This window comes from Inhella sp., assembly GCF_041912635.1.
Lineage (GTDB): Bacteria > Pseudomonadota > Gammaproteobacteria > Burkholderiales > Burkholderiaceae_C > Inhella.
This window is the reverse complement of record NZ_JAYRMO010000015.1, coordinates 46408-69037: the sequence shown is the minus strand read 5'-3', so window position 1 is coordinate 69037 and position 22630 is coordinate 46408. Positions and strand designations below refer to the sequence as shown.

Below are 22630 nucleotides of genomic sequence, written 5' to 3'. Positions count from 1 at the left end.
CGAACCATGTTTTTGCCCCCGTCTCTCCATGCGCAGCCCCCTGGGCCCACGCCCCCCACGCCGGATGACGGTGCGGGCTCGGTCGTGGCCGAGCGCCAGGCCCAGCGCACCGAGCCGCCGCGGCTGTACCAAGTGCTGATGCTGAACGACGACTTCACGCCCATGGAGTTCGTCGTCATGGTGCTGCAGGAATATTTCCGGCACGACCTGGATTCCGCCACGCTGATCATGCTGAAGATCCACCACGAGGGTCGCGGCGTCTGCGGGGTGTTCTCCAAAGACGTGGCGGCGACCAAGGTCGAACTCGTACTGGACGCCGCAAGGCGCGCCGGCCATCCCCTTCAATGCGTCATGGAGCCCTCATGATTGCCCAGGAACTCGAAGTCAGCCTGCACATGGCCTTCGTGGACGCACGTCAGCAGCGCCACGAATTCATCACCGTCGAGCACCTGCTGATGGCTCTGCTCGACAACCCCTCCGCCGCCGAGGTGCTGCGTGCCTGCGCGGCGCAGATCGAAGACCTGCGCAAGAGCCTGGCGCAGTTCATCAAGGACAACACGCCGACAGTGGGTGGCACCGAGGAGGTGGACACCCAGCCCACGCTCGGGTTCCAGCGGGTTATCCAGCGCGCCATCATGCATGTGCAGAGCACCGGCAATGGCAAGAAGGAAGTAACCGGCGCGAACGTGCTGGTGGCGATCTTCGGCGAGAAGGATTCGCACGCCGTCTACTACCTGCACCAGCAGGGCGTGACGCGCCTCGATGTGGTGAACTTCATCGCCCACGGCATCCGCAAGACGGACGCCTCCGAGCCGCCCAAGGGCCCGGAAGGCAAGCCCGAGGGCGAGGGCGGCAGCCAGCCTCCGCAGGAGGAGGGCGAAGCCCAGGCCAGCAAGGCCTCGCCGCTGGAGCAGTTCACGCACAACCTGAACGCCGCTGCCAAGGAAGGTCGCATCGACCCCTTGATCGGGCGCGAGCACGAGGTTGAGCGCGTCATCCAGGTGCTGTGCCGCCGCCGCAAGAACAACCCCTTGCTGGTGGGTGAGGCCGGCGTGGGCAAGACGGCGATTGCCGAGGGCCTGGCCTGGCGCATCACCGAAGGCGCAGTGCCCGAGGTGCTGGCCGAGAGCACCGTCTACTCGCTCGACATGGGCGCGCTGCTGGCCGGCACCAAGTACCGAGGCGACTTCGAGCAACGCCTCAAGGCCGTGCTCAAGCAGCTGAAAGACCAGCCGGGTGCGATCCTTTTCATTGACGAGATCCACACCCTGATTGGCGCCGGCGCGGCCAGCGGCGGCACGCTCGACGCGAGCAACCTGCTCAAGCCCGCGCTGTCCAACGGTCAGCTGAAGTGCATCGGCGCCACCACCTTCACCGAGTACCGCGGCATCTTCGAAAAGGACGCCGCACTGAGCCGGCGCTTCCAGAAGGTCGATGTGGTCGAGCCCACGGTCAGTCAGACCATCGAGATCCTCAAGGGCCTGAAGAGCCGCTTCGAGGAACACCATGCCGTCAAGTACGCGCTCGGTGCGCTGGAGGCCGCGGCCGAGCTGTCTGCCAAATTCATCAACGACCGCTACCTGCCCGACAAGGCCATCGACGTCATCGACGAGGCCGGTGCGGCGCAGCGCGTGCTGCCGGCCAGCAAGCGCAAGAAGACCATCACCCGCAACGAGGTCGAGGACATCGTCTCGAAGATCGCGCGCATTCCGCCGGCCACCGTCAACAGCGACGACCGCGGCAAGCTGCGCAATCTGGAGCGCGACCTCAAGGCCACGGTGTTTGGTCAGGACGTCGCCATCGAGGCGCTGGCCGCCAGCATCAAGATGGCGCGCTCCGGCCTGGGCAAGCCGGACAAGCCGATTGGCGCCTTCCTGTTCAGCGGCCCCACTGGCGTCGGCAAGACCGAGGTGGCCAAGCAGCTCGCTTTCATCCTGGGCATCGAGCTGATCCGCTTCGACATGTCCGAGTACATGGAGCGCCACACCGTCAGCCGCCTGATCGGTGCGCCCCCGGGCTATGTGGGATTCGACCAGGGTGGCCTGCTGACCGAGGCGGTCACGAAGAAGCCGCACGCCGTGCTGCTGCTCGACGAGATCGAGAAGGCCCACCCGGATGTCTTCAACGTGCTGCTGCAGGTGATGGACCACGGCACGCTGACCGACAACAACGGCCGCAAGTCCGACTTCCGCAATGTGGTCATCATCATGACGACCAACGCGGGGGCCGAGGCGCTGCAGAAGTCCACCATCGGCTTCACCACCGAGCGCCAGCTGGGTGACGAGATGGTCGACATCAAGCGGCTGTTCACACCGGAGTTCCGCAACCGCTTGGACAGCATCATCAGCTTCCGCTCGCTGGACGAAACCATCATCCTGCGCGTGGTCGACAAGTTCCTGTTGCAGCTCGAAGGTCAGCTCGCCGAGAAGAAGGTCGAGGTCACCTTCACCGATGCCCTGCGGCGCCACCTGGGCAAGAAGGGCTTCGACCCGCTGATGGGTGCGCGCCCGATGCAGCGCCTGATCCAGGACACCATCCGTCGCGCCCTGGCTGACGAGCTGCTGTTCGGTCGTCTGGTCGATGGCGGCCGCCTGACGGTGGATGTCGACACCGAGGGTCAGGTGCAGCTCGACATTCAGCCCAACCCGCCCAGCAAGGGCAAGGGCAAGGCCGATCGGAGCACGGAGCCCGCGCCCGCCGGCTGAGGAGGGGCCGCCGGTGCTCAGGCGCCGGCGGGGTCCTGGCGGAAGTAGGCGGCCAGCAGCGCGTAGAGCGGCGGGTCTTCGGCCCGCAGCTCCTGCGGCGCCACGAAAAGGGCCTCCGCCGCCACGGCGAAGAATTCGTCCAGGGCCGCACTGCCATAGGGGTCAATGCAGCTGGGTTCTCGGTGCGCCACACGGTCCGCAAAGCGGTCCCAGGCCAGCGGCAGCTCCGCCAGCCAGCGCTGGCGCAAGGCGGGGTCGCTGATCTCGGGCAGGCCGTTGGCGTCTCCGCCGTGGCGCAGGTCCAGCAGGTGCACGAACTCGTGCACCACCACATTGAAGACGGGCTGCTCCGGGTCGTCGGGCTGCTGCACCGCCTCCCAGCTCAGCATCAAGGGGCCGCCGGGCATGGCCTCGCCGGCCAGCACCTCATCCCATTGGTGCACCACGCCGTGCTCGTCCACCTCTTCGCGCGGGGCCAGCACCTCGCCAGGGTGCAGCACGATGCCCACCGTGCCGTCGTACAGCGCCAGATCCAGGCGCAGCACCGGCAGGCAGGCCTGGGCCGCCACGGCCAGCGCCATGGCATCGGTCAGCTGCAGCTCGCCGCTGGTGTGGAAGCGCTTGCGGGCCAGGAACAGGCTGCACAGGCGCCGCAGTTCGGCCAGGTCCGCGGCGCTGCGCCGGGCAATGAAGGGGTAGCTGGCCAGCAGGGCGTGCCAGAGCGGCTCTGGGATCGCGAAGCGCTGCAGCTGTCGCTGCTCGCGCCAGCGTCGCCAGCGCGCCCACAGGCTCATGGCTGCGGCAGGCGCTGCCAACCCTGGGGGCTGAAGAGCATCACTTCGCCGCGCGCGCCGCCGTGGTCATGGTCCCAGTCGCTCAGCACCAAGCGCTGGGCGCCGCCGGGCAGTGCGTGCCGGGCCGGGCGATGGGTGTGGCCATGCAGCAGGGTCTGGGCGCCATGGCGCTGCAGCAGGGCGGCGCAGGCCTGGGCGTCCAGGTCGGCATAGGGCCCGTCCGCCTGGGCCTGCTGGCTGGCGTCGCGCATCTGCGCCGCTAACTGCAGACGTGTGGCCAGCGGCTGGGCCAGAAAGCCCTGTTGCCAGGCCGGCTGCCGCACCTGGGCTCGAAAGGCCTGGTAGGGGCGGTCCTCCAGGCATTCGGCGTCGCCGTGCACCAGCACGACACGCTGCCCGAAGGCCTGCAGACAGACCTCCTCAGCGAGCAACTGCAGGCCGCAGGCCTCGGCCATCGCCGTGCCGAGCAGGAAGTCGCGATTGCCATGCTGGAAATACACCGGACGCGCGGCGGCGCAGGTGCTCAGCAGCGCCACCACGGCCTGTGCCCAGGGCAGTTCGCGGGCGTCGTCGCCCACCCAGGCCTCGAACAGATCGCCCAGGATGAAGAGCGCGTCCGCATCCAGAGCTTGCAGCGCGCGCTGCAGGGCGAGCAGGGTTCTCGGGGTGTCCGGCCCGAGGTGCAGGTCGGAGATGAAAGCAAGGCGCCGCCACGCGGGCGGCGCCTGGATTTGATCGAAGCGCAGACTCAGACCTCGACGGCCTTCTCGACGACGATGGGCTCGACCGGGACGTTCTCGTGGAAGCCGGAGCGGCCGGTGCGCACCTTCTCGATGGCATCGACGATGCCCTGGCCCTCGACCACGCGGCCGAACACCGCGTAGCCCCAGCCGGAACCGGACTCGCTCTTGAAGTCGAGGAAGTCGTTGTCCACGGTGTTGATGAAAAACTGCGCCGAGGCCGAGTGCGGGGCGTTGGTGCGCGCCATGGCCAGCGTGTACTTCAGGTTCTTCAGGCCGTTGTTGGCCTCGTTCTGGATCGGCGCCTCGGTGGGCTTTTGCTGCATCTCGGCTGTGAAGCCGCCGCCCTGGATCATGAAGCCCTTGATGACGCGGTGGAAGATCGTGCCGTCGTAGTGGCCGCGGCGCACATAGCCGAGGAAGTTCTCGGCCGAGATCGGTGCCTTCTCGGTGTCGAGCTCGATGCGGATCAGGCCCTGGTTGGTGTGCAGTTCAACTTGCTTGGTGCTCATTTCTTGATCTCCACGCTGGCTTTGAGGATGAGGATGGGGGTTTCGGGCACGTTGCCGTGCATGCCGCGGTCGGCCACGGGCACGGCGCGGATCTTGTCCACCACTTCCATGCCGGACTCCACCTTGCCGAACACCGTGTAGCCGAAGCCGTCCGGCGACATGTCAGCATCCAGGCGCTGGTTGTCCACCACGTTGATGAAGAACTGCGCGGTGGCTGAATTCGGGTCGCCGGTGCGCGCCATGGCGATGCTGCCGCGCAGGTTCGACAAGCCGTTGCGCGATTCGATGGGAATCGGCGCGCGGGTGGGTTTTTGCTGCATCTGCGGCGTGAAGCCGCCGCCCTGGATCATGAAGTCGGCGATGACGCGGTGAAAGATCGTGCCGTTGTAATGCCCGGCCTTCACGTACTGCAGGAAGTTGGCCACGGTCTTGGGCGCCTTGGTGGCGTCCAGCTGCAGGCGGATGTCGCCCATGCTGGTCTTGAGCAGCACGGTCTGGGCGCTGGCAGCCAGCGGGGCCAGGGCCAGCAGGGAGCTGAGGAGGAGTTTGCGAAGCATGGGTTCAGCGCTGCGGGGCGCGCAGCAGGGGTTCAAGAAGCTTGAGCTTTAGTTGCACGCTGCCGGGTGCGGGCGACTGCGCGGCGCGCAGATAGGCGCGTTGCGCCAGGCGCAGAAGCAGATCGCCGAGGTTTTCCTGCGCTTGCCAATGCTCGGGGTGCAACTGCACGGCGCGCTCCAGCAGATGCTGCGCGGCGTCGAGATCACCGCGCTGCGCGAGGATGACGGCGAGGTTGTTCTGCGCCTCGCTGTGGTCCGGGAATTCTTCGATCAGCGACCGCAGCAGTTGCTCGGCGCTGCCGGTCTGGCCCTGCTCCTGACGCATCCAGGCCAGAGCAAAGCGCAATTTGGCGTCGCGCGGCTGGGTCGTCAGGGCCGCTTCCAGGGTGTTGACAGCCTCGGCCTGCCGGCCGGCATACCAATGCGATTGCGCCTGTTCCAGCGCGCCCTGGGCCTGCGCCGGCAGGGTCAGGGCCCAGAGCAGGGCGAGGAGGGAGAGGGGGCGGAACGACAGCGTCATGTAGGGGCGCGCCACCCGGACTGCGAGGGGGCGCTGGATATACTGACCGATCATTCTAGGGAGCCGCAGCGGCGGTTCCGTTTCCGTCCTAGGGATGCTCCGGCCTCGCCCCCGCGCCGGCCCACGCTACCCTCCCCGGTCCTCGCACCGGGCCCCCTCCGAAGACCCATGTCCCTGCGCATCTACAACACGCTCACGCGAGCGGTCGAAGACTTCGTGCCCCTGGTTCCCGGTGAAGCCGGGATGTACGTCTGCGGCATGACGATCTACGACCTGTGCCACGTGGGACATGCGCGCATGATGATGGCCTTCGATGTGGTGTACCGCTGGCTGCAGGCCAGCGGCTACCGCGTGACCTATGTGCGCAACATCACCGACATCGACGACAAGATCATCAAGCGGGCGGTCGAGCGCGGCATGAGCATCCGCGCGCTGACCGACGAAATGATCGCGGCGATGCGCGAAGACATTGGCGCACTGGGCATTGCCACGCCCACCATCGAGCCGCGCGCCACCGAGTACGTGCCGCAGATGATCAGCTTGATCGAGCGGCTGGAGGGCAAGGGCCTGGCCTATCGCGCCGACAACGGCGATGTGAATTACGCGGTGCGCAAGTTCCCCGGTTACGGCAAGCTTAGCGGCAAGTCGCTGGACGACCTGCGCGCCGGCGAGCGCGTGGAAGTAGACCGCGGCAAGCACGACCCGCTTGACTTTGTGCTGTGGAAAGCGGCCAAGGAAGACGAGCCCCAGGACGCCAAGTTCCCCGGCGCCCCCTACAGCCTGGGCCGTCCGGGTTGGCACATCGAGTGCTCGGCCATGAGCTGCGCCACGCTGGGCGAGTCCTTCGACATCCATGGCGGCGGCATGGACCTGCAGTTCCCGCACCATGAGAACGAGATCGCCCAGTCGGAAGGCGCGGGCCTGCCCTTCGCCCGCTATTGGCTGCACAACGGTTTCCTGAACGTCGATGACGAGAAGATGTCCAAGAGCCTGGGCAACTTCTTCACCATCCGCGAAGTGCTGCAGCGCTACGACGGCGAGACCCTGCGCTTCTTCATGCTGCGCACGCATTACCGCCGTCCGTTTAACTTCAGCGACGCCCACATCGAAGACGCCCGCCAGGCACTGCGCCGTCTTTACACCGCACTGGATGCGGTGAGGGCCGAGCTGCCCCCCGCCATCGACTGGAGCCAGGGCCATGCCGCGGCCTTCAAGGCGGCGATGGACGAGGACTTCAACACGCCGCAGGCCCTGGCCGTGCTGTTCGAGCTGGCCGCCGAGGTCAACCGCAGCGCGTCGCCCGCCGCCGCCGGCCTGCTCAAGGCTCTGGGGGCGTGCTTGGGCATCCTGCAAGGCGTACCGCGCGACTACTTGCAAGGTGGTGCTGCGGTGGATGCCGCCTGGATCGAAGAGCGCATTGCCGCCCGCGCAGCGGCCAAGGCGGCGCGCGACTTTGTCCAGGCCGATGCCATCCGGGCTGAGTTGATCCACCGGGGTGTGACGCTCAAGGACGGGCCCGAGGGCACCAGTTGGGTGGCCAACTGATGGCGCCCAAGCTGGGCGTCACGCCCGAGTACTGGGACGAAGCCTGCAAGCACCTGGCCAAGCGCGACCGGGTGATGAAGAAGCTCATCCCGCAATTCGGCGAAGCTCGCTTGCAGAACAAGGGCGATGCCTTCACCACGCTGGCACGCTCCATCGTCGGCCAGCAGATCTCGGTGAAGGCGGCGCAGTCGGTCTGGGATCGTTTCGTCGGCCTGGTGGGCGGCCCCAGCCACAAGCTGGCGCCGGCGGCTGTGCTGGTTCATGAAGTGGCGGCGCTGCGCGAGGCCGGCCTGTCCGTGCGCAAGGCCGAGTACTTGCGCGACCTCGCCGATCACTTCCAGGCCGGCCAGGTGCATGTGCGCCAATGGGCGCAGATGGACGACGAAGCCATCATTGACGAGTTGGTGGCGATTCGCGGGATCGGCCGCTGGACGGCCGAAATGTTCCTCATCTTTCACCTGATGCGGCCTAACGTGCTGCCTTTGGATGACATCGGCCTCATCAAAGGCATCAGCGTGAACTACTTTTCCGGCGAGCCGGTGTCGCGTGCCGAGGCGCGCGAGGTCGGTGAGAACTGGGCGCCGTTCCGCTCCGTGGCCACCTGGTACCTGTGGCGCAGTCTGGATCCGCTGCCGGTTGAATACTGAAGTCCGTGAAGCGTTCGACCGACCGTTCGGTCGATTGCGGCTTGCCCGGAGGCCCGTCAGGCCCGCATCTGCGAGAATCTGTGACATGAGCAAACGCCACTTCCTCGAATTCGAGCAGCCGATTGCCGAGCTGGAGTCCAAGATCGACGAGCTGCGCTACGTGCAGTCCGAGTCGGCCGTGGACATCTCGGAAGAGATCGACCGCCTCTCCAAGAAGAGCCAGCAGCTCACCAAGGACATCTATTCCGGGCTGGCGCCCTGGCAGATCTACCAGATCGCCCGCCATCCCCAGCGCCCGCAGACGCTGGACTACTGCCGCGAACTCTTCACCGACTTTGTCGAACTGCACGGCGACCGCCATTTCGCCGACGACCTGGCGATCGTGGGCGGCCTGGCCCGTTTCAACGGTCAAGCGTGCATGGTCATCGGCCACCAGCGCGGTGCCGACGCCAAGGAGCGCGCGCTGCGCAATTTCGGCATGCCGCGCCCCGAGGGCTACCGCAAGGCGCTGCGCCTGGCCAAGCTGGCCGAGAAATTCCGGCTGCCGGTGTTCTGCTTCATCGACACGATGGGCGCCTACCCCGGCATCGGTGCCGAGGAGCGCGGCCAGAGCGAAGCCATCGGCCGCAACATCTTTGAGTTCGCGCAGCTGGAAGTGCCGCTGATCGCCACCGTCATCGGCGAGGGGGGTTCGGGCGGTGCGCTGGCCATTGGCGTGGCCGACCAGGTGCTGATGCTGCAGTTCAGCGCCTACTCGGTGATTTCGCCGGAAGGCTGTGCGTCGATCCTGTGGAAGTCGTCCGATCGTGCCGCCGAAGCGGCCGAGTCGCTCGGCATCACTGCCCATCGGCTGAAGGCCATGGGCCTGATCGACAAGATCGTCAACGAGCCTGTGGGCGGCGCGCACCGCGATCCCAAGGGCATGGCCTCTTCGCTCAAGCGCGCGCTCACCGATGCGCTGCGCCAGGTCAGCGACCTCAAGGTGGACGAGCTGCTGGATCGCCGCCAGGAGCGCCTGCTGGCCTATGGCCGTTACACCGACACCAAAGCCCGGTGATGCTGTTGCCGTCGCGTTCAGCGGCGGCCTGGATTCCACCGCGCTCTTGCTAGCCACCGCCCGCCAGGCGGTGGCTTTGCATTTACGGGTGCTGGCCCTGCATGTGCATCACGGCCTGCAGCCCGAGGCCGATGCCTGGGTGGCGCATGCGCAGGCCGTAGTCGCAAAGCTTGGGGCCGCCGGTTGGCCGGTGGAGCTGCAGGTGTACCGGCTGCAAGGGCAACCGCTGCCGGGCGACAGCGTGGAAGCCTGGGCGCGGCGCGAGCGCTACGCGGCCCTGGCCGCGATGGCCAAGGTGGCGGGGGCCAGCTTGATCCTGCTCGGCCAGCACGCCGAAGACCAGGCCGAAACCGTGCTGCTGCAGGCCCTGCGCGGTGGCGGCCCGGCCGGCCTAGCCGCTATGCCGGCACAGTGGCAAAGCGCCGGCTTGCACTGGTGCCGGCCCTGGTTGCAGCGGCCGCGCCGGGCCTTGCAGGCCTTGGTCGAGGCGGCCGGCCTGCCCTTCGTGCAGGACCCGAGCAACCAGAACCCGCGCTATGCGCGCAGCCGGTTGCGCCAGCAGCTGATGCCCGTGCTGGTGGCGCAGTTTCCGCAGGCCGTCACGGTGCTGGGTGAGGTGGCGCGCCATGCGGCGCAGGCGCGCGCGCTGGCCGACGAGGTGGCCGCGCTGGACCTGCCGGCCTGCCGCACCGAGCAGGGCGGTCTGCGCCATGCTGCTTGGGCGGCGCTGCCGCCAGCGCGCCGGCGCAATGTGCTGGCGGCCTGGCTGGCGCCGCAGTTGCCGGCAGGCGTGCCGGTCTCGCTGCTGAACCGCCTGATGAGCGAATGGCAAGGCCTGGGCCGGCGCTGGCCGGCACCGGGGGGCTGGGTGCATTCGCGCAAGGGCGTGCTCGGGCTGGAGCTTTCGCGCGCCACGAAGTAACTCTGGAGCGGGTTTTCCCGGGCGGATCCCTAGAATCGGGCCTTCTTTCGCCTGAAACCCGTAACCCGGTTACATCATGGCCCTGATTGTTCACAAGTATGGTGGCACCTCCATGGGCTCCACCGAGCGCATCCGCAACGTCGCCAAGCGGGTCGCCAAATGGGTGCGGGCCGGCCACCAACTGGTGGTGGTGCCCTCGGCCATGTCGGGCGAGACCAACCGTCTGCTCGGGCTGGCCAAAGAGCTCTCGCCCGAGGTGGTGACGCCGCCGATCCAGCGCGAGCTCGATGCGATTGCCGCCACCGGCGAGCAGGTTTCGGTGGGCCTGCTGTCGATCGCGCTCCAGAGCGAGGGCATGGAGGCCGTCAGCTACAGCGGCTGGCAGGTGCCGATCCGTACCGACAGCAGCTACACCAAGGCGCGCATCCAGAGCATCGACGACGCCAAGGTGCGCGCCGACCTGGCCGCGGGCCGTGTCGTCGTCATCACCGGCTTCCAGGGCATCGACGAGGAAGGGAACATCACCACGCTGGGCCGTGGCGGTTCCGACACCTCGGCCGTGGCCGTGGCGGCCGCGATGAAGGCCGATGAATGCCTGATTTACACCGATGTGGACGGGGTCTACACCACCGACCCGCGCATCGTGCCCGAGGCGCGCCGCATGGCCACGATCAGCTTCGAAGAAATGCTGGAAATGGCTTCGCTCGGCAGCAAGGTGCTGCAGATCCGTTCGGTGGAATTCGCCGGCAAGTACCGTGTGCCGCTGCGCGTGCTCTCCAGCTTCACGCCCTGGGACATCCCGATCGACGAGGAAGCCAAGTCCGGCACCCTGATCACCTTTGAAGAGGACGAAAACATGGAACAAGCTGTCGTCTCCGGCATCGCCTTCAACCGCGACGAGGCCAAGGTGACCCTGCTGGGCGTGCCCGACAAGCCGGGCGTGGCCTTTCAGATCCTGGGCCCGGTGGCCGATGCCAACATCGACATCGACGTCATCATCCAGAACGTCAGCCACGACGGCCGCACCGACTTCAGCTTCACCGTGCACCGCAATGACTACGCGCGCTGCTTGGATCTGCTGAAGACCAAGGTGGCCCCGGCCACCGGCGCCGCGCAGGTGCTGGGCGACCCGAAGATCTGCAAGGTCAGCATCGTGGGCATCGGCATGAAGAGCCATGTGGGCGTGGCCGCCAAGATGTTCCGCTGCCTGTCGGAAGAGGGCATCAACATCCAGATGATCTCGACCAGCGAGATCAAGACCTCCGTCGTCATCGACGAGAAGTACATGGAGCTGGCCGTACGCGCGTTGCACAAGGCCTTCGATTTGGATCGGCCTGCAGAAAATTAAAAAATCTCTGCCATAATGCAGGGCTTCGCCGGAGACGTGACCGAGTGGCCGAAGGTGCTCCCCTGCTAAGGGAGTATGTGGGCAAAACCTGCATCGAGGGTTCGAATCCCTCCGTCTCCGCCAGATAAGTAAACGCCCTGATCGCTTGCGGTCAGGGCGTTTTGCTTTGTGCGTTCGGCCGCGCGCTCTAATGCCCGCATGCCTGACCACCGCGACCTTCAGCTCTTCACCGAACGCCTGCAATTGCGCCCCCTGCGGGCGGGCGATGCGCAGGCTCTGTTCGGCATCCACTCCGACCCGGCCTTCACGCGCTACTGGAGCAGTGCGCCCTGGACGGAGCTTGCGCAGGCCCAGCAGCTGATCGAGCAGGATCAGCTGGACCTCGCGCGGGGTGAGCATGTGCGCCTGGGGCTGGTGCGGCGCGCCGACGATGCGCTGCTGGGCACCTGCACGCTCTACAAGATCCACGCCGGCAACCGTCGTGCCGAGGTGGGCTACGGCCTGGGGCCCCGGCACTGGGGCCAAGGCTATGCCCGCGAGGCGGTGGCCGCGCTGCTGGATTGGGGCTTTGGCCCGCTGAACCTGCACCGCGTCGAGGCCGACATCGACCCCGAGAACCTCGCCTCGGCCCAGTTGCTGCAGCGCCTGGGCTTTCAGCTCGAAGGCCGGCTGCGCGAGCGCTGGATCGTGGCCGGCCAGGTGTCGGATTCGGCAATCTACGGACTGCTGGCGCGCGAGTGGAAGGCGCGCGCCAGCGCCTGATCAGCTCAGGGCTTCGATCGGTCGCAACTGCAGCGCCAGCCGGGTGTGGCGCCACACCGCGGCGGCCAGCACCAGCAGCGTCAGCGCGGCCGCGGCCAGCAGCGGCAGCATCAGGCCGGGCAGGGGGGCCACGCGCTCCTGGTAGCCGCCCAGGTAGATCGACCCAAGCCAGCCGGCCAACGGCAGGCTCAGCAGCGCGGCCAGCGTCAGCGGGGTGCGGAACTCGCTCACTACGGTGCGCACGATGTCCAGCGCGCCGGCACCGTGCAGTCGGCGCAGCACCAGCTCGGCGCGGCGGCGTCGCAGGGTGTCGGCCACCAGGGCATAGGCGCCGATCGCCGCAACCCCCACCGCCAGCAGGGCCAGCGCGGCCAGCAGACCGGTCAGCTGGGCCTCCTGCTGGTAGGCCCGCGAACGCTGCTCATCGACGCTGCGCACATAGCGCACCAGCGGCGCCCCGATGTCCTTCCAAGCCTGATCCAGCGCGGCGCGCAGGGCCGGCAAGTCGGGGCCGTACAAGGTCAGATTGCTGTGGGGTTCGTCGCTGACCAGAAAGCCTTGGGCCTGCGGCGCCTCGCGCACGCCTTCCTGCTTCACCGCGGCCACCACGCCGACGACGCGGCGCGGGTCCTGGCCTTCCTGCAGGTAGTCGCCGCCGCCGCGCAGCACCGCGCCCAACGCGGCCTGCGGGGTGGCAAAGCCCAACGCTCGGGCGGCGCGCTCGTCAAGCACCAGCAACTTTTCGCCGCTGCTGGCGCGCGGTTCGCCTGCCAGCAGCTTCATGCCGTAGGTGGCGAAGTAGCCGGGTGAGACGTGGGTCAGGCGCAGCACCTGTTTGTGGCCGCTGGCGCTGACATGCACCTCTTGCTGACCGCGCGTGTCGCGCGCCGGCACGGCGCTGCTGAAGCCCCAGTGCTGCACGGCCGGGTGGCGGCTCAGCGCGGCCAGCAAGGGGGCGGCCTTGGGGGCGTCGGCCGGCGTGGCCCAGACGGTCATGACGAGCCGGTTCTCGGTGGCGAAGCCGCGATCGGCCTGCAGCAGGTGCCGGTGCTGCAGCGCCAGCACGCCGGTCAGGGCCAGCAGCAGCAGGGCGCCGGCCAGTTGCAGGGCCAGCAGCAGCTGGCGCACGCGCCGGCCCCAGGGGCCCTCGCTGGCGGTGCGGCCCTGCAGCGCCGGGGCGGGGGCGCGGCGCAGCGCGGCCCAGGCCGGCAGGGCGAGCGCCAGCGGCAGCAGCAGCGCGCAAACGGCGAACAGGCCAGCCAGGGCCGCGCGCGGCGGCGGGTCGGCCAGGTTCAGCGCGGGCGGCAGGCCCAGCCAGGCGCTGAGCGCCGGGGCCAGCCACCAGGCCAGCAGCAGCGCACCGGCGCCGGCCAGCAGCAGGGGCAGCAGCAGCTCGGCGGCCCAGAGCTGCAGCAGCTGCTGCGCGCTGGCGCCCACGCTGCGGCGCAGGGCGGTTTCGCGCTGGCGCTGCAGCAACTGGGCGGCTTGCAGGTTCATGGTGTTGATGGCGGCCAGCAGCAGCAGCAGGGCGCTGGCGGCGCCCAGGGCGCCGACCTGCAGCCAGCGCGTGTCGTTCTCGGGGCCGGCAAAGGGCAGTTCGGCCAGGGGCAGGCCGCGGAAGTAGGCGGCCTCGCGGCCGGCCTTCCAGTCCGCCGGCAGCTCGGTATAGCCAGGGCTGGCCCGGAAGGCCTCGCGCATCCAGGGGCCGATTTGCGCCGCCGTGCCACCGGGGCGCAAGCGCGCGAACACACGGCCGTTGACCATGTAGATGGCCTGGCGGTCCTGCTCGTTCAGCGCATTGGCCTGGCTGTCGAAGCCGGCCAGCAGCTGGTACTCGGGCAGCGGGGTGCGGGCGTCGGGGTCGGGGACGACCGCGGTGACCACATAGCTCTTGCCATCGGACTCCAGGCTGCGCCCCAGCGCCAGCTGCGGCGGCAGCTCGCCCCAGAGCCGGCGCACCAAGCTTCGGGTCAGGGCCAGGGCGTTGCGCCGCTGCAGGGTGGCGTGCAAGTCGCCGGCCAGCGCGCGCATGCCGAACAGGGTGGCGAGCTCGGGGTCCGCCACCACCAAGTTCAGCGGGCGCAGCTCGCCTTCAACGCGCAGCTTGAAGCCGTCCTCGCTGGCCCGGCTGATCAGGTCGAGCGGCACTCCGCGCTCTTTCAGCAGCGCGCCAAAGGCGACGGGCGAGGCAGCAAACCAGGGGCTGGCCTGTCCGGGCGGGTTGCCCTTGAAGTCCAGCATGACGACGCGCTCGGGCTCGGGGATGGCAGGGTCGGTACTGGCCAGGCCTAAGGCCAGCAGGCCCACCAGCAGGGTGGCGGCAAGGGCCAGCATCAGGCCGCCGGCCGCCACCCCGGTGGCACCGGGACGGCTGCGCAGCGCACGCAGGGCATCCATCAGCAGCGCCTTCATGCCGCCAGCTCCAGCGGGGCGTCCACCAGCACGCGGCCGTCGAGCAGGCGCAGGGTGCGCGACGCCAGCGCCGCGTGCTCGGCGCTGTGCGTCACCATCACCAGCGTCGTGCCCTCGTCGTTGAGTTCGCGCAGCAGGCGCATCACCTCATGGCCGTGCGCGCTGTCGAGATTGCCGGTCGGCTCATCGGCCAGCAGCAGGGCGGGGCGGGCGGCGATGGCGCGGGCGATGGCGACACGCTGCTGCTGGCCGCCGCTGAGCTGGCTGGGGTGGTGGGCGGCGCGGTGCGCCAGGCCCAGGCGCTCCAGCACTTCGGCCACACGCTGGCGCTGGGCCTTGGCGGGCAGCTCGCCGTAGCGCAGCGCCAGCTGCACGTTGTCGGCCACCGTGAGCTCGTCGACCAGATTGAAGCTCTGGAACACGAAGCCGATGCGGCCGCGCCGGATGGCCGCGAGCTCGCGTTCGCTGCGCTGCGTCAGGTCCTCGCCCTGCAGCAGGTAGCGGCCGCTGCTGGGGCGATCCAGCAGTCCCAGCAGGCCGAGCAGGGTGGACTTGCCGCAGCCCGAGGGGCCGGTGATGGCGAGGTACTCGCCGGCTTCGATGCGCAGGTCGACGGCGTCGAGCGCGATGGTTTCAACCGCGCCGGCGCGGTGCCGCTTGCTGATGTGCTGGAGTTCGATCATGGCAGGGCGAGGCGCTCGGCCTCGTGAGGGGGTTGGGAGATCAGGACCTGCTCGCCAGCCTGCAGGCCGGCCAGCACTTCCACCTGGCCGGCCGCGCGGCGGCCGAGCTGCACCGTACGGCGCAGCAGCTGCCCGCCCTGGCGCACATAGAGGCGGCTTTGCACGCCCGGTCCATCGGGCAGCAGCAGGGCCACGCTGGGCGGGCTGAACTGCAGGCGCAGCTCCACCGCCTGGCCGGGGCGCAGGCTGGCCGCGGCCGGCGGCTGGAGCCAGCGCAGCATCACGCGGGCCTTGCCGCCCTGCACCTGGGGCAGGGTCTGGGTCAGCTGCAGCGGGCCCAGGCTGCTGAGTGCCTGCTGGCCCGGCTGCAGGCGCGGCAGGTAGTACTCGTCCAGCTCGGCCACCAGCTGCATGCCGGCGTCCAGGTCATCGATGCGGCCCAGGCGCTCGCCCGGCCGCAGCGTGGCGCCCAGCTGGGGCGTGAAGCCGCTCAGGCGGCCGCTCAAGGGGGCGCGCAGTTGCAGGCGCTCGTGCGTGCGCTGCAGCAGTTGCAGGCCACCCTGCAGGCCGCTGACGGCGCGTGCCATTTCATCCAGGGACTGCTGGCGTGTCAGCGCCTCCTGCGCCTGGTCCTCGCGCGTCTGGGTCAGCAACTGCTCGGCCAACTGCAGCTGGCGCTGCGCCTGATCGAGCGCGGCGCTGGAGACGAAGCCCTGCGCGGCCAGGGTGGCCTGGCGCCGGTATTCGGCCTCGGCCTGCTGCTGCGCGGCCTGCAACTGCAGCAGCTCGCGCCGGCTCTGCGCCAGGCTGGCGGCCTGGGCGCTGCGCTGCGCGGCCATGTTCGCCAGCTGTTGCGCCACCTCGGCACGGCGCTGCATCAGCAGCTGTTCCTGCTCCGGGCTGTGCAGGCGGTAGAGCGGGCTGCCGGCCTCGACCCAATCCCCGTCGCGCACGAAAACCGCTTCGACGCGACCGCTTTCCTGCGCATCCAGCTGCACCGAGCGCAGGGGCTCCACGCGGGCACGCAGGGCGAGCTCGTCGCGGAACTCCCCTTGCCGCACCGGGGCGAGCTGGGCGTTGCGAGCCACCGGTTGGCTGGGCAGGGCCTGGCCGCCCCAGAGCGCCAAGGCGAGCGGAATCAGCAGACCCAGCCCGCCAAGCCCCCAGGGCGCGAGCCGGCGCAGCCGCCCGGTGGGCGGCAGGGCGCGGTCCATCGCGGCGCCAGTGTGCGGTGCCGGCGGGGCGGGGGGCCTGGGAGCGGTAGACATGGCGCCACTGTCGCGGCCGGTCCCGGGCTTGCCCAGCCCCCTGTCCGGAAGCGGACAGCGGCCTCGTCCGGCATCGCCCAGGCGGCGAAGATGCGGGCCGTGATGAGCCCCACGCCGCCAATCCTGCTGCTTGACGACGATCCGGACGTCGGCCTCGCCGCCCAACTGCTGCTGCAGCGCCGTGTCGCCCCGGTGCATTGCATCCAGCGCCCGGCCGAGCTGCTGGCCGCGCTGGATCGCCTGCGCCCCGGCTTGTTGCTGCTGGACCTGAACTTCGGCCCGGGCCGCAGCGATGGCGCCCAGGGCCTGCGCCTGCTGGCCGAGGTGCAGGCGCGGCCGCAGCCCCCGGCCGTGGTGGTGATGACGGCCTATGCCGAGATCGACCTGGCGGTGCAGGCGGTCAAGCGCGGAGCCTTCGATTTCCTCACCAAACCCTGGGACAACCCCCGCCTGGTGGCCACCTGCCGGGACGCCTTGCAGTTGACCCCGCGCGAAGCCGCGGAGACCGTGGCGGGGGCGCCGGCCGAGCCACCGCGCTCGTTGGCGGTGCAGGAGCGGGCCGCCGTGCTGGCCGCCATGGCCGAGGCGCAGGGCAATCTGAGCGCGGCCGCGCGGCTGCTCGGTCTTTCGCGTGCGGCCCTATACCGGCGCCTGGACAAACATGGGCTCTGAGCGCTGGCGTGCCCTGGCGGGCTTGGCGCTGGCGGTGGCGGCCGGTGCCGCCGCCGGCCAGGCCAGCGCGCGCTGGCTCAGTGCGGCCGCCCTGCTGCTGCTGGCCGCGCTGGCCCTGGGCTGGCCTCGCCGCGTGGCCGTACCGCCCCAGCCGGAGCCGCCCGCGCCCGCGCCGCCGCCCGACGCCCTGGCGCGCCTGCAGATCCAGCTGGAGCACCTGCCGGCAGCCAGCTGGGTGCTGACCGGCGCGGGCCGGCTGCAGCCGCTGAGCCAGCGCGCCCGCCGCCTGCTGGCCCCCGGCGCGGTGCAGGACGCGGCGGCGCTGCAAGCCTTGCTGATCGAGCGCGCGCGCGCCGGTCAGGCCGGCCAGCTGCAGCTGGAAACCGAGCGCGGCAGCGAGCGCTGGAGCCTGGCCCTGCAGCCCCTGCAGCTGGCGGGCGAAGCCCAGGTGCTGCTGGTGCTGCTGCCACTGGAATCGGCGCTGGAAAGCGAGCGCCTGCTGGCCTGGCAGCAGCTGGTGCAGGTGCTGACGCACGAGATCATGAACTCGCTCACGCCCATCGCCAGCCTGAGCCAGGGTGCGCTGGAGCTGCTGGACGACCCCGAGGCGGGTGACGAGCTGCGCCTGGCGCTGGACACCATCGCCCAGCGCGCCGCCGGTCTGCAGCGCTTTGTGGCCGACTACCGCCGCCTGAGCCAGCTGCCGCCGCCGCAGCTGGAGCCGGTGGACCTGGGCGCGCTGCTGGCACGCCTGCAGGCCGCCGTGGCGCCGGCCTGGGCTGCACGCGGTGGGGCCGCGCAGGTGGACTTGGCCCACCCCGGCCTGCGCCTGCAGGCCGACCCGGCGCAGTTGGAGCAGGCGCTGCTGAACCTGATACGCAACGCCGAGAACGCCACTTGCGACACCCCACAGCCGCGGCTTTGGGTCGAGGCGCGCCTGTCGCGCGGCGGGCGCCTTCGCATTAGCGTGCGCGACAACGGCCCCGGGGTGCCCGCCGGGCTGGAGCAGCAGATCTTTCTGCCCTTCTTCAGCGCCACGCCGGGTGGGCATGGCATCGGCCTGACGCTGACGCGTCAGCTCGTGCATGGCATGGGCGGCCGGCTGCGCCATGCGCGGCCCCTGGAGGGCGGGGCGGCCTTTGTGCTGAGCTTCTGAGGCCGCTCAGGACCTGATCGGGCGCCGATCAGGCGCCGGCCAATGCCGCGCAGGCGCGGCGCAGGCGCCGCTCGGCTTCGTCTGCCACCGGCTTGACACCGGGTTTGCCCACCAGGGCCACCATGGTCTGCGGATCCAGGAAGCCGACCACTACCCGGCCCGGAACCTCTTCGCGCACGATGACGTTGCAGGGCAGCAGCAGGCCGATGTCGGGCTCGGCCTGCAGGGCCTGGTGGGCCAGCGGCGGGTTGCAGGCGCCCAGGATGCGGTAGGGCCGCATCTCGGCGCCCAGCTTTTCCTTCATGGCGTGCTGCACGTCGATGTCGCTAAGCACGCCAAAGCCCTCGGCCTTAAGGGCGGCCGTGGTGCGGCTCAAGGCCTCGTCAAAGCTCAGGCCAGTCAGGGTGGTGGTGAATCCGTACATCGCAGTCCTCGCTTCTTGCGGTTGGGGTAAGGCTTTCATTGTTCGGCGGCCGGCTGGCTGCCGGTGCGCGCGCTGCTGCATGGGGCAGGCATTTGCTGGGCCTTACCGGTAGTCGCTGGCGGACCGGGCGGAAACGGCGTAGACTGATAAGTAACTGATTACTTACCAATTCGCAAAGCTCGCCATGCCCGCCCGACTGCCCACCGAAGAACGCCAGGCTGAAATCGTGGCCGCCGCCCTGCGCCTAGCCGGCGAATGCAGCCCGGCCCAGATCACCACCGCCGACATCGCCACCGCAGTGGGGGTGACCCAAGGCGCCTTGTTCAAGCATTTCTTGAGCAAAGACGCCATCTGGCTGGCTGCCATGGGCTGGGTGCATGCCAGTCTGCTGCGGGCCCTGCAGGAAGCGGCGGACGCGGCGGCCACGCCCCTGGCCGCGCTGGAGGCGGTGTTCCATACCCACGTGGGCTTTGTGGTGGCCCACCCCGGCGTGCCGCGTGTCATCTTTCATGAGCTTCAGCAGCCGGCGGATTCGCCATCCAAGCGGGAAGTTCGCATGCTGCTGCAGGACTACCGGCAACTGCTGCTGCGCCTGCTGGGCCAGGCGGTGGCACAGGGGCAGTTGCGGGGCGATCTGGACGCCGAGGCAGCCGCCACCGGCTTCGTCGGGTTGATCCAGGGCCTGGTGATGCAGTCCATGCTGGCCGGGCAGCCGGCGGCCATGCGCCAGCTAGCGGGCCGTGTGCTGATGCTGTACCTGCGTGGCGTGGGAGCCGGGGCATGAGGCGCCTGGCCCCGCTGCTGCTGGCTGTGTTGGGCTCGGCCCTGCTGGCCGCCTTGCTGTTCGGCGCACTGCGCGCCGGGCCGCTGGCGCCTGTCCGCGTCACGGTAGCGCAGGCGCAGCAGGCGCGTATCGCGCCGGGCCTGTTTGGCATCGGCACCGTGGAGGCTCGCCGCAGCATGCTGATTGGCCCGACCACGCCGGGGCGCGTCAAGGCCGTGGCGGTGGATGTGGGTGAGCTTGTGAAGGCCGGCCAGTTGCTGGCCGAAATGGATCCGGTGGATCTGGACGCCCGCCTGGCCGCGCTGGACGCCGCCAGTGCACGCGCCGCCAGCGCAAGGCAGGCCGCACAGGCGCAGCAGGTCGATGCGCGGGCGCGCCAGGCCCTGGCGGCGGCCACGCTGCAGCGCCATGCGGAACTGGCGGCCCAGAACTTCATCAGCCCCGGGGCGCTGGAGGCCCGCCAGCAGGAGCTGGCGTCCGCCCAGGCCGCCTTTAGCGTCGCACAGGCCAACCAGGCGGCCGCGCGCCTGGAGGAACAGCGCCTGCAGGCCGAGCGCGCCGGCCTGCGCCTGCAGCGCGCCCAGGTGCAGCTGCGGGCGCCGATCGATGCGATGGTGGTCGGCCGTGATGCCGAGCCCGGTTCCACCCTGATGGCCGGCCAGGCCGTGCTGCGCCTGATTGACCCCGCCTCGCTCTGGGTCAGGCTGCGGCTGGACCAAGGCCGTTCGGCCGGCCTGAGCGCCGGACTGCCGGCCCAGATCGTGCTGCGTTCCGACCCAGACCACCCGCGCGCCGGCCAGGTGGAGCGAGTGGAGGCGCTCAGCGACAGCGTGACCGAGGAGCGCGTAGCCCAGGTGCGCTTTGAGCAGTTGCCGGCCACGCTCTCGGTAGGCGAACTGGCCGAGGTGACGCTGACCCTGCCGCCCAGCGCGCCGGCGCCAACCGTTCCCAATGCCGCCATCCGCCGCCTGCAAGGGCGCAGTGGGGTGTGGCAGGTGGACGCCGGCGGTCTGCGCTTTCAAGCCGTGCGCCTGGGGCCCAGCAGCTTGGACGGGCGAGTCCAGGTGCTGGAAGGCCTGGCCACCGGTGCCACCGTGGTGGTGCACAGCGAAAAGGCGCTGGACGCGCGCAGCCGCATCCGCGTGGTGGCGGCGCTGGCCGGGCCGCAGCCGTGATCAGCCTGGCGGGCCGGGACATCCTGCATGCCTGGGGCAAGTTCGTGCTTACCGGCATCGGCCTGGGCCTGCTGATCGGCGTCACCCTCACCATGGCGGGCGTGTACCGCGGCATGGTGGACGATGCGCGCGCCCTGCTGAGCAACAGTGGTGCGGACCTGTGGGTCGTCCAGCAGGACACCCAGGGCCCCTATGCCGAGGCCTCCAGCCTGCGCGATGACGTGGTGCGCAGCGTGCGCGGGCTGCCGGGCGTGGCGCGGGCGGCCAACATCACCTACCTGACGATGCAGGTGCGGCGTGTCGGCCGGGCGGATGAAGAGCGCGAGGTGCGCGCCATGGTGGTGGGTTATGAATCAGGTCAGTCGGGCCAGGCCGGCCAGCCTGGCGAACCGGGCTACCTGGTGGCGGGCCGGCAACTCACCCGAAACCACTACGAGGCCGTGGCCGATGTGCGCACCGGCTTCGCGCTGGGCGAGCGGATACGCATCCGGCGCCACGACTACACCGTGGTCGGCCTCACGCGCCGCCAGGTGTCTTCCGGCGGCGACCCCATGGTTTTCATTCCGCTGAAGGACGCTCAGGAAGCGCAGTTTCTGAAGGACAACGAGGCCATCCTGAACGAACGTGCGCGCAGTGCCGCCAACCCGGCCTTCAACCGCCCGGGCGTGCCGGGCCTGCTGGAAGGGGTGCGGGCTGCCTTGGCCAGCAACCACCAGGTCAACGCCATCCTGGTGCAGTTGCAGCCGGGCACGCCCGCCGAGACGGTGGCCGAGCCAGTGCGCCGCTGGAAGCACCTGGAGGCCTACACCCGCGCGCAGATGGAAGAGATCCTGGTGGCCAAGTTGATTGCCACTTCAGCCCGGCAGATCGGCCTCTTTCTGGTGATCCTGGCCGTGGTCAGCGCGGCCATCGTGGCCTTCATCATCTACACCATGACGCTGGGCAAGATCCGCGAGATTGCGGTCCTCAAGCTCATCGGCACCCGCAACCGCACCATTGCCGCCATGATCTTGCAGCAGGCCTTGGGCCTGGGCCTGATCGGCTTCGCGGTGGGCAAGCTGGCCGCCACGATGTGGGCGCCGGTGTTCCCCAAATACGTGCTGCTGGAAACGGGCGACGCCGTGCGCGGCCTGCTGGTGGTGCTGCTGATCTGTGCACTGGCTAGCACCCTGGCCATCCGCGTGGCGCTGAAGGTCGATCCGGCCGAGGCGATCGGGGGCTGAGATGGCCGAGCCGGGCATCCGCATCGAAGGCCTGCGCAAGCGCTATGGCCAGGGGGACACCGCGGTGGACGCGCTCAAGGACGTGCACCTGCAGGTGGCGCCGGGCGAGGTGGTGGGCCTGGTTGGGCCCTCGGGCTCGGGCAAGAGCACGCTGCTGAAGTGCCTGGGCGCGGTCATCGAGCCCAGCGGCGGCCGCATGGTGCTGGGTGGTGAAACCATCTACGACGAAGGCTGGAAGGCCCGCGACTTGCGCGCGCTGCGGCGCGACCGCATCGGCTTCGTGTTCCAGGCGCCCTACCTGATTCCTTTTTTGGATGTGACCGACAACGTGGCCCTGCTTCCGATGCTGGCCGGCCGCCCCAATGCCGAGGCGCGTGCCCGCGCCCGCGAGCTGTTGAGGGCGCTGGACGTGGAGCACCGCGCGCGCGCCCAGCCCTCGGTGCTATCAGGCGGTGAGCAGCAGCGCGTATCTATCGCCCGCGCGCTGGCCAACCGGCCGCCGGTGATCCTGGCCGACGAACCCACCGCCCCGCTGGACAGCGAACGTGCGCTCGCAGTGGTGGCGATGCTGAATCAGATGGCGGTGCAGCACCATACGGCGGTCATCGTCGTCACCCACGATGAAAAGATCATCCCGACCTTCAAGCGGCTCTATCACATCCGTGATGGCCGCACGCATGAGGTGAGGGGTGAGGGTCGGTCTTGAGCGACAGTGCGGACCCCG

Annotated in this window: 23 protein-coding genes and 1 tRNA gene; 15 read left to right on the top strand and 9 right to left on the bottom strand. The window is 69.5% G+C overall.

The annotated features are described in order from the left end of the window. Positions 1-6: 6 nt before the first annotated feature. On the top strand, positions 7-366 hold the full coding sequence (gene clpS / locus ACE3QP_RS10685; protein ID WP_374435933.1) for an ATP-dependent Clp protease adapter ClpS: 360 nt from the start codon (positions 7-9) through the stop codon (positions 364-366). After that, entirely contained in the window at positions 363-2705 is a 2343-nt protein-coding gene (gene clpA, locus ACE3QP_RS10680; RefSeq protein WP_374435931.1) for an ATP-dependent Clp protease ATP-binding subunit ClpA, read from the top strand. Before clpS ends, clpA begins: the two co-directional genes overlap by 4 nt. A gap of 17 nt (positions 2706-2722) precedes the next feature. On the opposite strand, the gene ACE3QP_RS10675 is transcribed toward clpA, so the two are convergent. Genes ACE3QP_RS10675 through ACE3QP_RS10655 form a run of 5 tightly spaced genes read right to left on the bottom strand, consistent with a single transcriptional unit; the run spans position 2723 to position 5828 of the window. Beyond that, a complete protein-coding gene (locus ACE3QP_RS10675) occupies positions 2723-3499 on the bottom strand; it encodes a zinc-dependent peptidase (RefSeq protein WP_374435929.1) in 777 nt (258 codons plus the stop codon). After that, on the bottom strand, positions 3496-4194 hold the full coding sequence (locus ACE3QP_RS10670; protein WP_374435998.1) for a UDP-2,3-diacylglucosamine diphosphatase: 699 nt from the start codon (positions 4192-4194) through the stop codon (positions 3496-3498). The genes ACE3QP_RS10675 and ACE3QP_RS10670 overlap by 4 nt, the downstream gene beginning before the upstream one ends. A 53-nt stretch (positions 4195-4247) precedes the next feature. Further along, a complete protein-coding gene (locus ACE3QP_RS10665; RefSeq protein ID WP_374435928.1) occupies positions 4248-4751 on the bottom strand; it encodes a peptidylprolyl isomerase in 504 nt (167 codons plus the stop codon). Further along, on the bottom strand, positions 4748-5308 hold the full coding sequence (locus tag ACE3QP_RS10660; protein ID WP_374435926.1) for a peptidylprolyl isomerase: 561 nt from the start codon (positions 5306-5308) through the stop codon (positions 4748-4750). Before ACE3QP_RS10660 ends, ACE3QP_RS10665 begins: the two co-directional genes overlap by 4 nt. A gap of 4 nt (positions 5309-5312) precedes the next feature. After that, on the bottom strand, positions 5313-5828 hold the full coding sequence (locus tag ACE3QP_RS10655) for a tetratricopeptide repeat protein (protein WP_374435924.1): 516 nt from the start codon (positions 5826-5828) through the stop codon (positions 5313-5315). A 168-nt stretch (positions 5829-5996) separates the two neighbouring features. Between ACE3QP_RS10655 and cysS the strand changes: the two genes are divergently transcribed. The 7 genes from cysS to ACE3QP_RS10620 all read left to right on the top strand — a co-directional run bounded on the left by cysS (position 5997) and on the right by ACE3QP_RS10620 (position 12109). Further along, positions 5997-7373 carry a cysteine--tRNA ligase gene (gene cysS, locus ACE3QP_RS10650; RefSeq protein WP_374435922.1) on the top strand — a complete coding sequence of 459 codons (1377 nt, stop codon included), beginning with the start codon at positions 5997-5999 and terminating at the stop codon, positions 7371-7373. Then, on the top strand, positions 7373-8020 hold the full coding sequence (locus ACE3QP_RS10645; RefSeq protein ID WP_374435920.1) for a DNA-3-methyladenine glycosylase: 648 nt from the start codon (positions 7373-7375) through the stop codon (positions 8018-8020). The genes cysS and ACE3QP_RS10645 overlap by 1 nt, the downstream gene beginning before the upstream one ends. Positions 8021-8105: 85 nt before the next feature. Further along, positions 8106-9077 (top strand): acetyl-CoA carboxylase carboxyltransferase subunit alpha, encoded by a 972-nt coding sequence (locus ACE3QP_RS10640; RefSeq protein ID WP_374435918.1) that lies wholly within the window; start codon positions 8106-8108, stop codon positions 9075-9077. Next, on the top strand, positions 8974-9999 hold the full coding sequence (gene tilS, locus ACE3QP_RS10635) for a tRNA lysidine(34) synthetase TilS (RefSeq protein WP_374435917.1): 1026 nt from the start codon (positions 8974-8976) through the stop codon (positions 9997-9999). The genes ACE3QP_RS10640 and tilS overlap by 104 nt, the downstream gene beginning before the upstream one ends. Positions 10000-10075: 76 nt before the next feature. After that, positions 10076-11347, top strand: a complete 1272-nt coding sequence (locus tag ACE3QP_RS10630) for an aspartate kinase (RefSeq protein ID WP_198112354.1) — start codon at positions 10076-10078, stop codon at positions 11345-11347. 30 nt (positions 11348-11377) lie between these two features. Then, positions 11378-11470: transfer RNA gene (locus ACE3QP_RS10625), tRNA-Ser, on the top strand. Positions 11471-11545: 75 nt separating this feature from the next. Next, on the top strand, positions 11546-12109 hold the full coding sequence (locus tag ACE3QP_RS10620; protein WP_374435914.1) for a GNAT family N-acetyltransferase: 564 nt from the start codon (positions 11546-11548) through the stop codon (positions 12107-12109). Here ACE3QP_RS10620 and ACE3QP_RS10615 read toward each other — a convergent pair whose 3' ends face one another. From ACE3QP_RS10615 to ACE3QP_RS10605, 3 genes are read right to left on the bottom strand one after another with little or no spacing between them, the layout of a single operon-like run. Continuing rightward, positions 12110-14521: an ABC transporter permease gene (locus tag ACE3QP_RS10615; RefSeq protein WP_374435912.1), complete on the bottom strand. Its 2412-nt coding sequence runs from the start codon at positions 14519-14521 to the stop codon at positions 12110-12112. Then, positions 14518-15204: an ABC transporter ATP-binding protein gene (locus ACE3QP_RS10610; protein WP_374435910.1), complete on the bottom strand. Its 687-nt coding sequence runs from the start codon at positions 15202-15204 to the stop codon at positions 14518-14520. The genes ACE3QP_RS10615 and ACE3QP_RS10610 overlap by 4 nt, the downstream gene beginning before the upstream one ends. After that, the gene (locus ACE3QP_RS10605; protein ID WP_374435908.1) at positions 15201-16418 is read right to left on the bottom strand and encodes an efflux RND transporter periplasmic adaptor subunit; all 1218 of its coding nucleotides are present in this window, start codon (positions 16416-16418) and stop codon (positions 15201-15203) included. The genes ACE3QP_RS10610 and ACE3QP_RS10605 overlap by 4 nt, the downstream gene beginning before the upstream one ends. A gap of 144 nt (positions 16419-16562) precedes the next feature. On the opposite strand from ACE3QP_RS10605, the gene ACE3QP_RS10600 reads away from it, so the two are divergent. Then, positions 16563-17144 (top strand): response regulator, encoded by a 582-nt coding sequence (locus ACE3QP_RS10600; protein ID WP_374435907.1) that lies wholly within the window; start codon positions 16563-16565, stop codon positions 17142-17144. Continuing rightward, a complete protein-coding gene (locus tag ACE3QP_RS10595; protein ID WP_374435905.1) occupies positions 17134-18300 on the top strand; it encodes a PAS domain-containing sensor histidine kinase in 1167 nt (388 codons plus the stop codon). Before ACE3QP_RS10600 ends, ACE3QP_RS10595 begins: the two co-directional genes overlap by 11 nt. A gap of 28 nt (positions 18301-18328) precedes the next feature. On the opposite strand, the gene ACE3QP_RS10590 is transcribed toward ACE3QP_RS10595, so the two are convergent. Then, the gene (locus tag ACE3QP_RS10590) at positions 18329-18724 is read right to left on the bottom strand and encodes a DUF302 domain-containing protein (protein ID WP_374435903.1); all 396 of its coding nucleotides are present in this window, start codon (positions 18722-18724) and stop codon (positions 18329-18331) included. 184 nt (positions 18725-18908) lie between these two features. Between ACE3QP_RS10590 and ACE3QP_RS10585 the strand changes: the two genes are divergently transcribed. From ACE3QP_RS10585 to ACE3QP_RS10570, 4 genes are read left to right on the top strand one after another with little or no spacing between them, the layout of a single operon-like run. Next, positions 18909-19508: a TetR/AcrR family transcriptional regulator gene (locus tag ACE3QP_RS10585; RefSeq protein WP_374435901.1), complete on the top strand. Its 600-nt coding sequence runs from the start codon at positions 18909-18911 to the stop codon at positions 19506-19508. Then, a complete protein-coding gene (locus ACE3QP_RS10580) occupies positions 19505-20683 on the top strand; it encodes an efflux RND transporter periplasmic adaptor subunit (RefSeq protein WP_374435900.1) in 1179 nt (392 codons plus the stop codon). Before ACE3QP_RS10585 ends, ACE3QP_RS10580 begins: the two co-directional genes overlap by 4 nt. Then, a complete protein-coding gene (locus ACE3QP_RS10575; RefSeq protein WP_374435898.1) occupies positions 20680-21906 on the top strand; it encodes an ABC transporter permease in 1227 nt (408 codons plus the stop codon). Before ACE3QP_RS10580 ends, ACE3QP_RS10575 begins: the two co-directional genes overlap by 4 nt. Position 21907: 1 nt before the next feature. Then, on the top strand, positions 21908-22612 hold the full coding sequence (locus tag ACE3QP_RS10570; RefSeq protein ID WP_374435896.1) for an ABC transporter ATP-binding protein: 705 nt from the start codon (positions 21908-21910) through the stop codon (positions 22610-22612). The last annotated feature ends 18 nt before the right edge of the window (positions 22613-22630 follow it).

Excerpts from the sequence above, each read along its gene's own strand:
- clpS (WP_374435933.1), top strand. The coding sequence starts at position 7 with ATGTTTTTGCCCCCGTCTCTCCATGCGCAGCCCCCTGGGCCCACGCCC.
- clpA (WP_374435931.1), top strand. The coding sequence starts at position 363 with ATGATTGCCCAGGAACTCGAAGTCAGCCTGCACATGGCCTTCGTGGAC.
- ACE3QP_RS10675 (WP_374435929.1), bottom strand. The coding sequence starts at position 3,499 with ATGAGCCTGTGGGCGCGCTGGCGACGCTGGCGCGAGCAGCGACAGCTG.
- ACE3QP_RS10665 (WP_374435928.1), bottom strand. The coding sequence starts at position 4,751 with ATGAGCACCAAGCAAGTTGAACTGCACACCAACCAGGGCCTGATCCGC.
- ACE3QP_RS10660 (WP_374435926.1), bottom strand. The coding sequence starts at position 5,308 with ATGCTTCGCAAACTCCTCCTCAGCTCCCTGCTGGCCCTGGCCCCGCTG.
- ACE3QP_RS10655 (WP_374435924.1), bottom strand. The coding sequence starts at position 5,828 with ATGACGCTGTCGTTCCGCCCCCTCTCCCTCCTCGCCCTGCTCTGGGCC.
- cysS (WP_374435922.1), top strand. The coding sequence starts at position 5,997 with ATGTCCCTGCGCATCTACAACACGCTCACGCGAGCGGTCGAAGACTTC.
- ACE3QP_RS10645 (WP_374435920.1), top strand. The coding sequence starts at position 7,373 with ATGGCGCCCAAGCTGGGCGTCACGCCCGAGTACTGGGACGAAGCCTGC.
- ACE3QP_RS10640 (WP_374435918.1), top strand. The coding sequence starts at position 8,106 with ATGAGCAAACGCCACTTCCTCGAATTCGAGCAGCCGATTGCCGAGCTG.
- tilS (WP_374435917.1), top strand. The coding sequence starts at position 8,974 with ATGCGCTGCGCCAGGTCAGCGACCTCAAGGTGGACGAGCTGCTGGATC.
- ACE3QP_RS10630 (WP_198112354.1), top strand. The coding sequence starts at position 10,076 with ATGGCCCTGATTGTTCACAAGTATGGTGGCACCTCCATGGGCTCCACC.
- ACE3QP_RS10620 (WP_374435914.1), top strand. The coding sequence starts at position 11,546 with ATGCCTGACCACCGCGACCTTCAGCTCTTCACCGAACGCCTGCAATTG.
- ACE3QP_RS10615 (WP_374435912.1), bottom strand. The coding sequence starts at position 14,521 with ATGAAGGCGCTGCTGATGGATGCCCTGCGTGCGCTGCGCAGCCGTCCC.
- ACE3QP_RS10610 (WP_374435910.1), bottom strand. The coding sequence starts at position 15,204 with ATGATCGAACTCCAGCACATCAGCAAGCGGCACCGCGCCGGCGCGGTT.
- ACE3QP_RS10605 (WP_374435908.1), bottom strand. The coding sequence starts at position 16,418 with ATGGACCGCGCCCTGCCGCCCACCGGGCGGCTGCGCCGGCTCGCGCCC.
- ACE3QP_RS10600 (WP_374435907.1), top strand. The coding sequence starts at position 16,563 with ATGCGGGCCGTGATGAGCCCCACGCCGCCAATCCTGCTGCTTGACGAC.
- ACE3QP_RS10595 (WP_374435905.1), top strand. The coding sequence starts at position 17,134 with ATGGGCTCTGAGCGCTGGCGTGCCCTGGCGGGCTTGGCGCTGGCGGTG.
- ACE3QP_RS10590 (WP_374435903.1), bottom strand. The coding sequence starts at position 18,724 with ATGTACGGATTCACCACCACCCTGACTGGCCTGAGCTTTGACGAGGCC.
- ACE3QP_RS10585 (WP_374435901.1), top strand. The coding sequence starts at position 18,909 with ATGCCCGCCCGACTGCCCACCGAAGAACGCCAGGCTGAAATCGTGGCC.
- ACE3QP_RS10580 (WP_374435900.1), top strand. The coding sequence starts at position 19,505 with ATGAGGCGCCTGGCCCCGCTGCTGCTGGCTGTGTTGGGCTCGGCCCTG.
- ACE3QP_RS10570 (WP_374435896.1), top strand. The coding sequence starts at position 21,908 with ATGGCCGAGCCGGGCATCCGCATCGAAGGCCTGCGCAAGCGCTATGGC.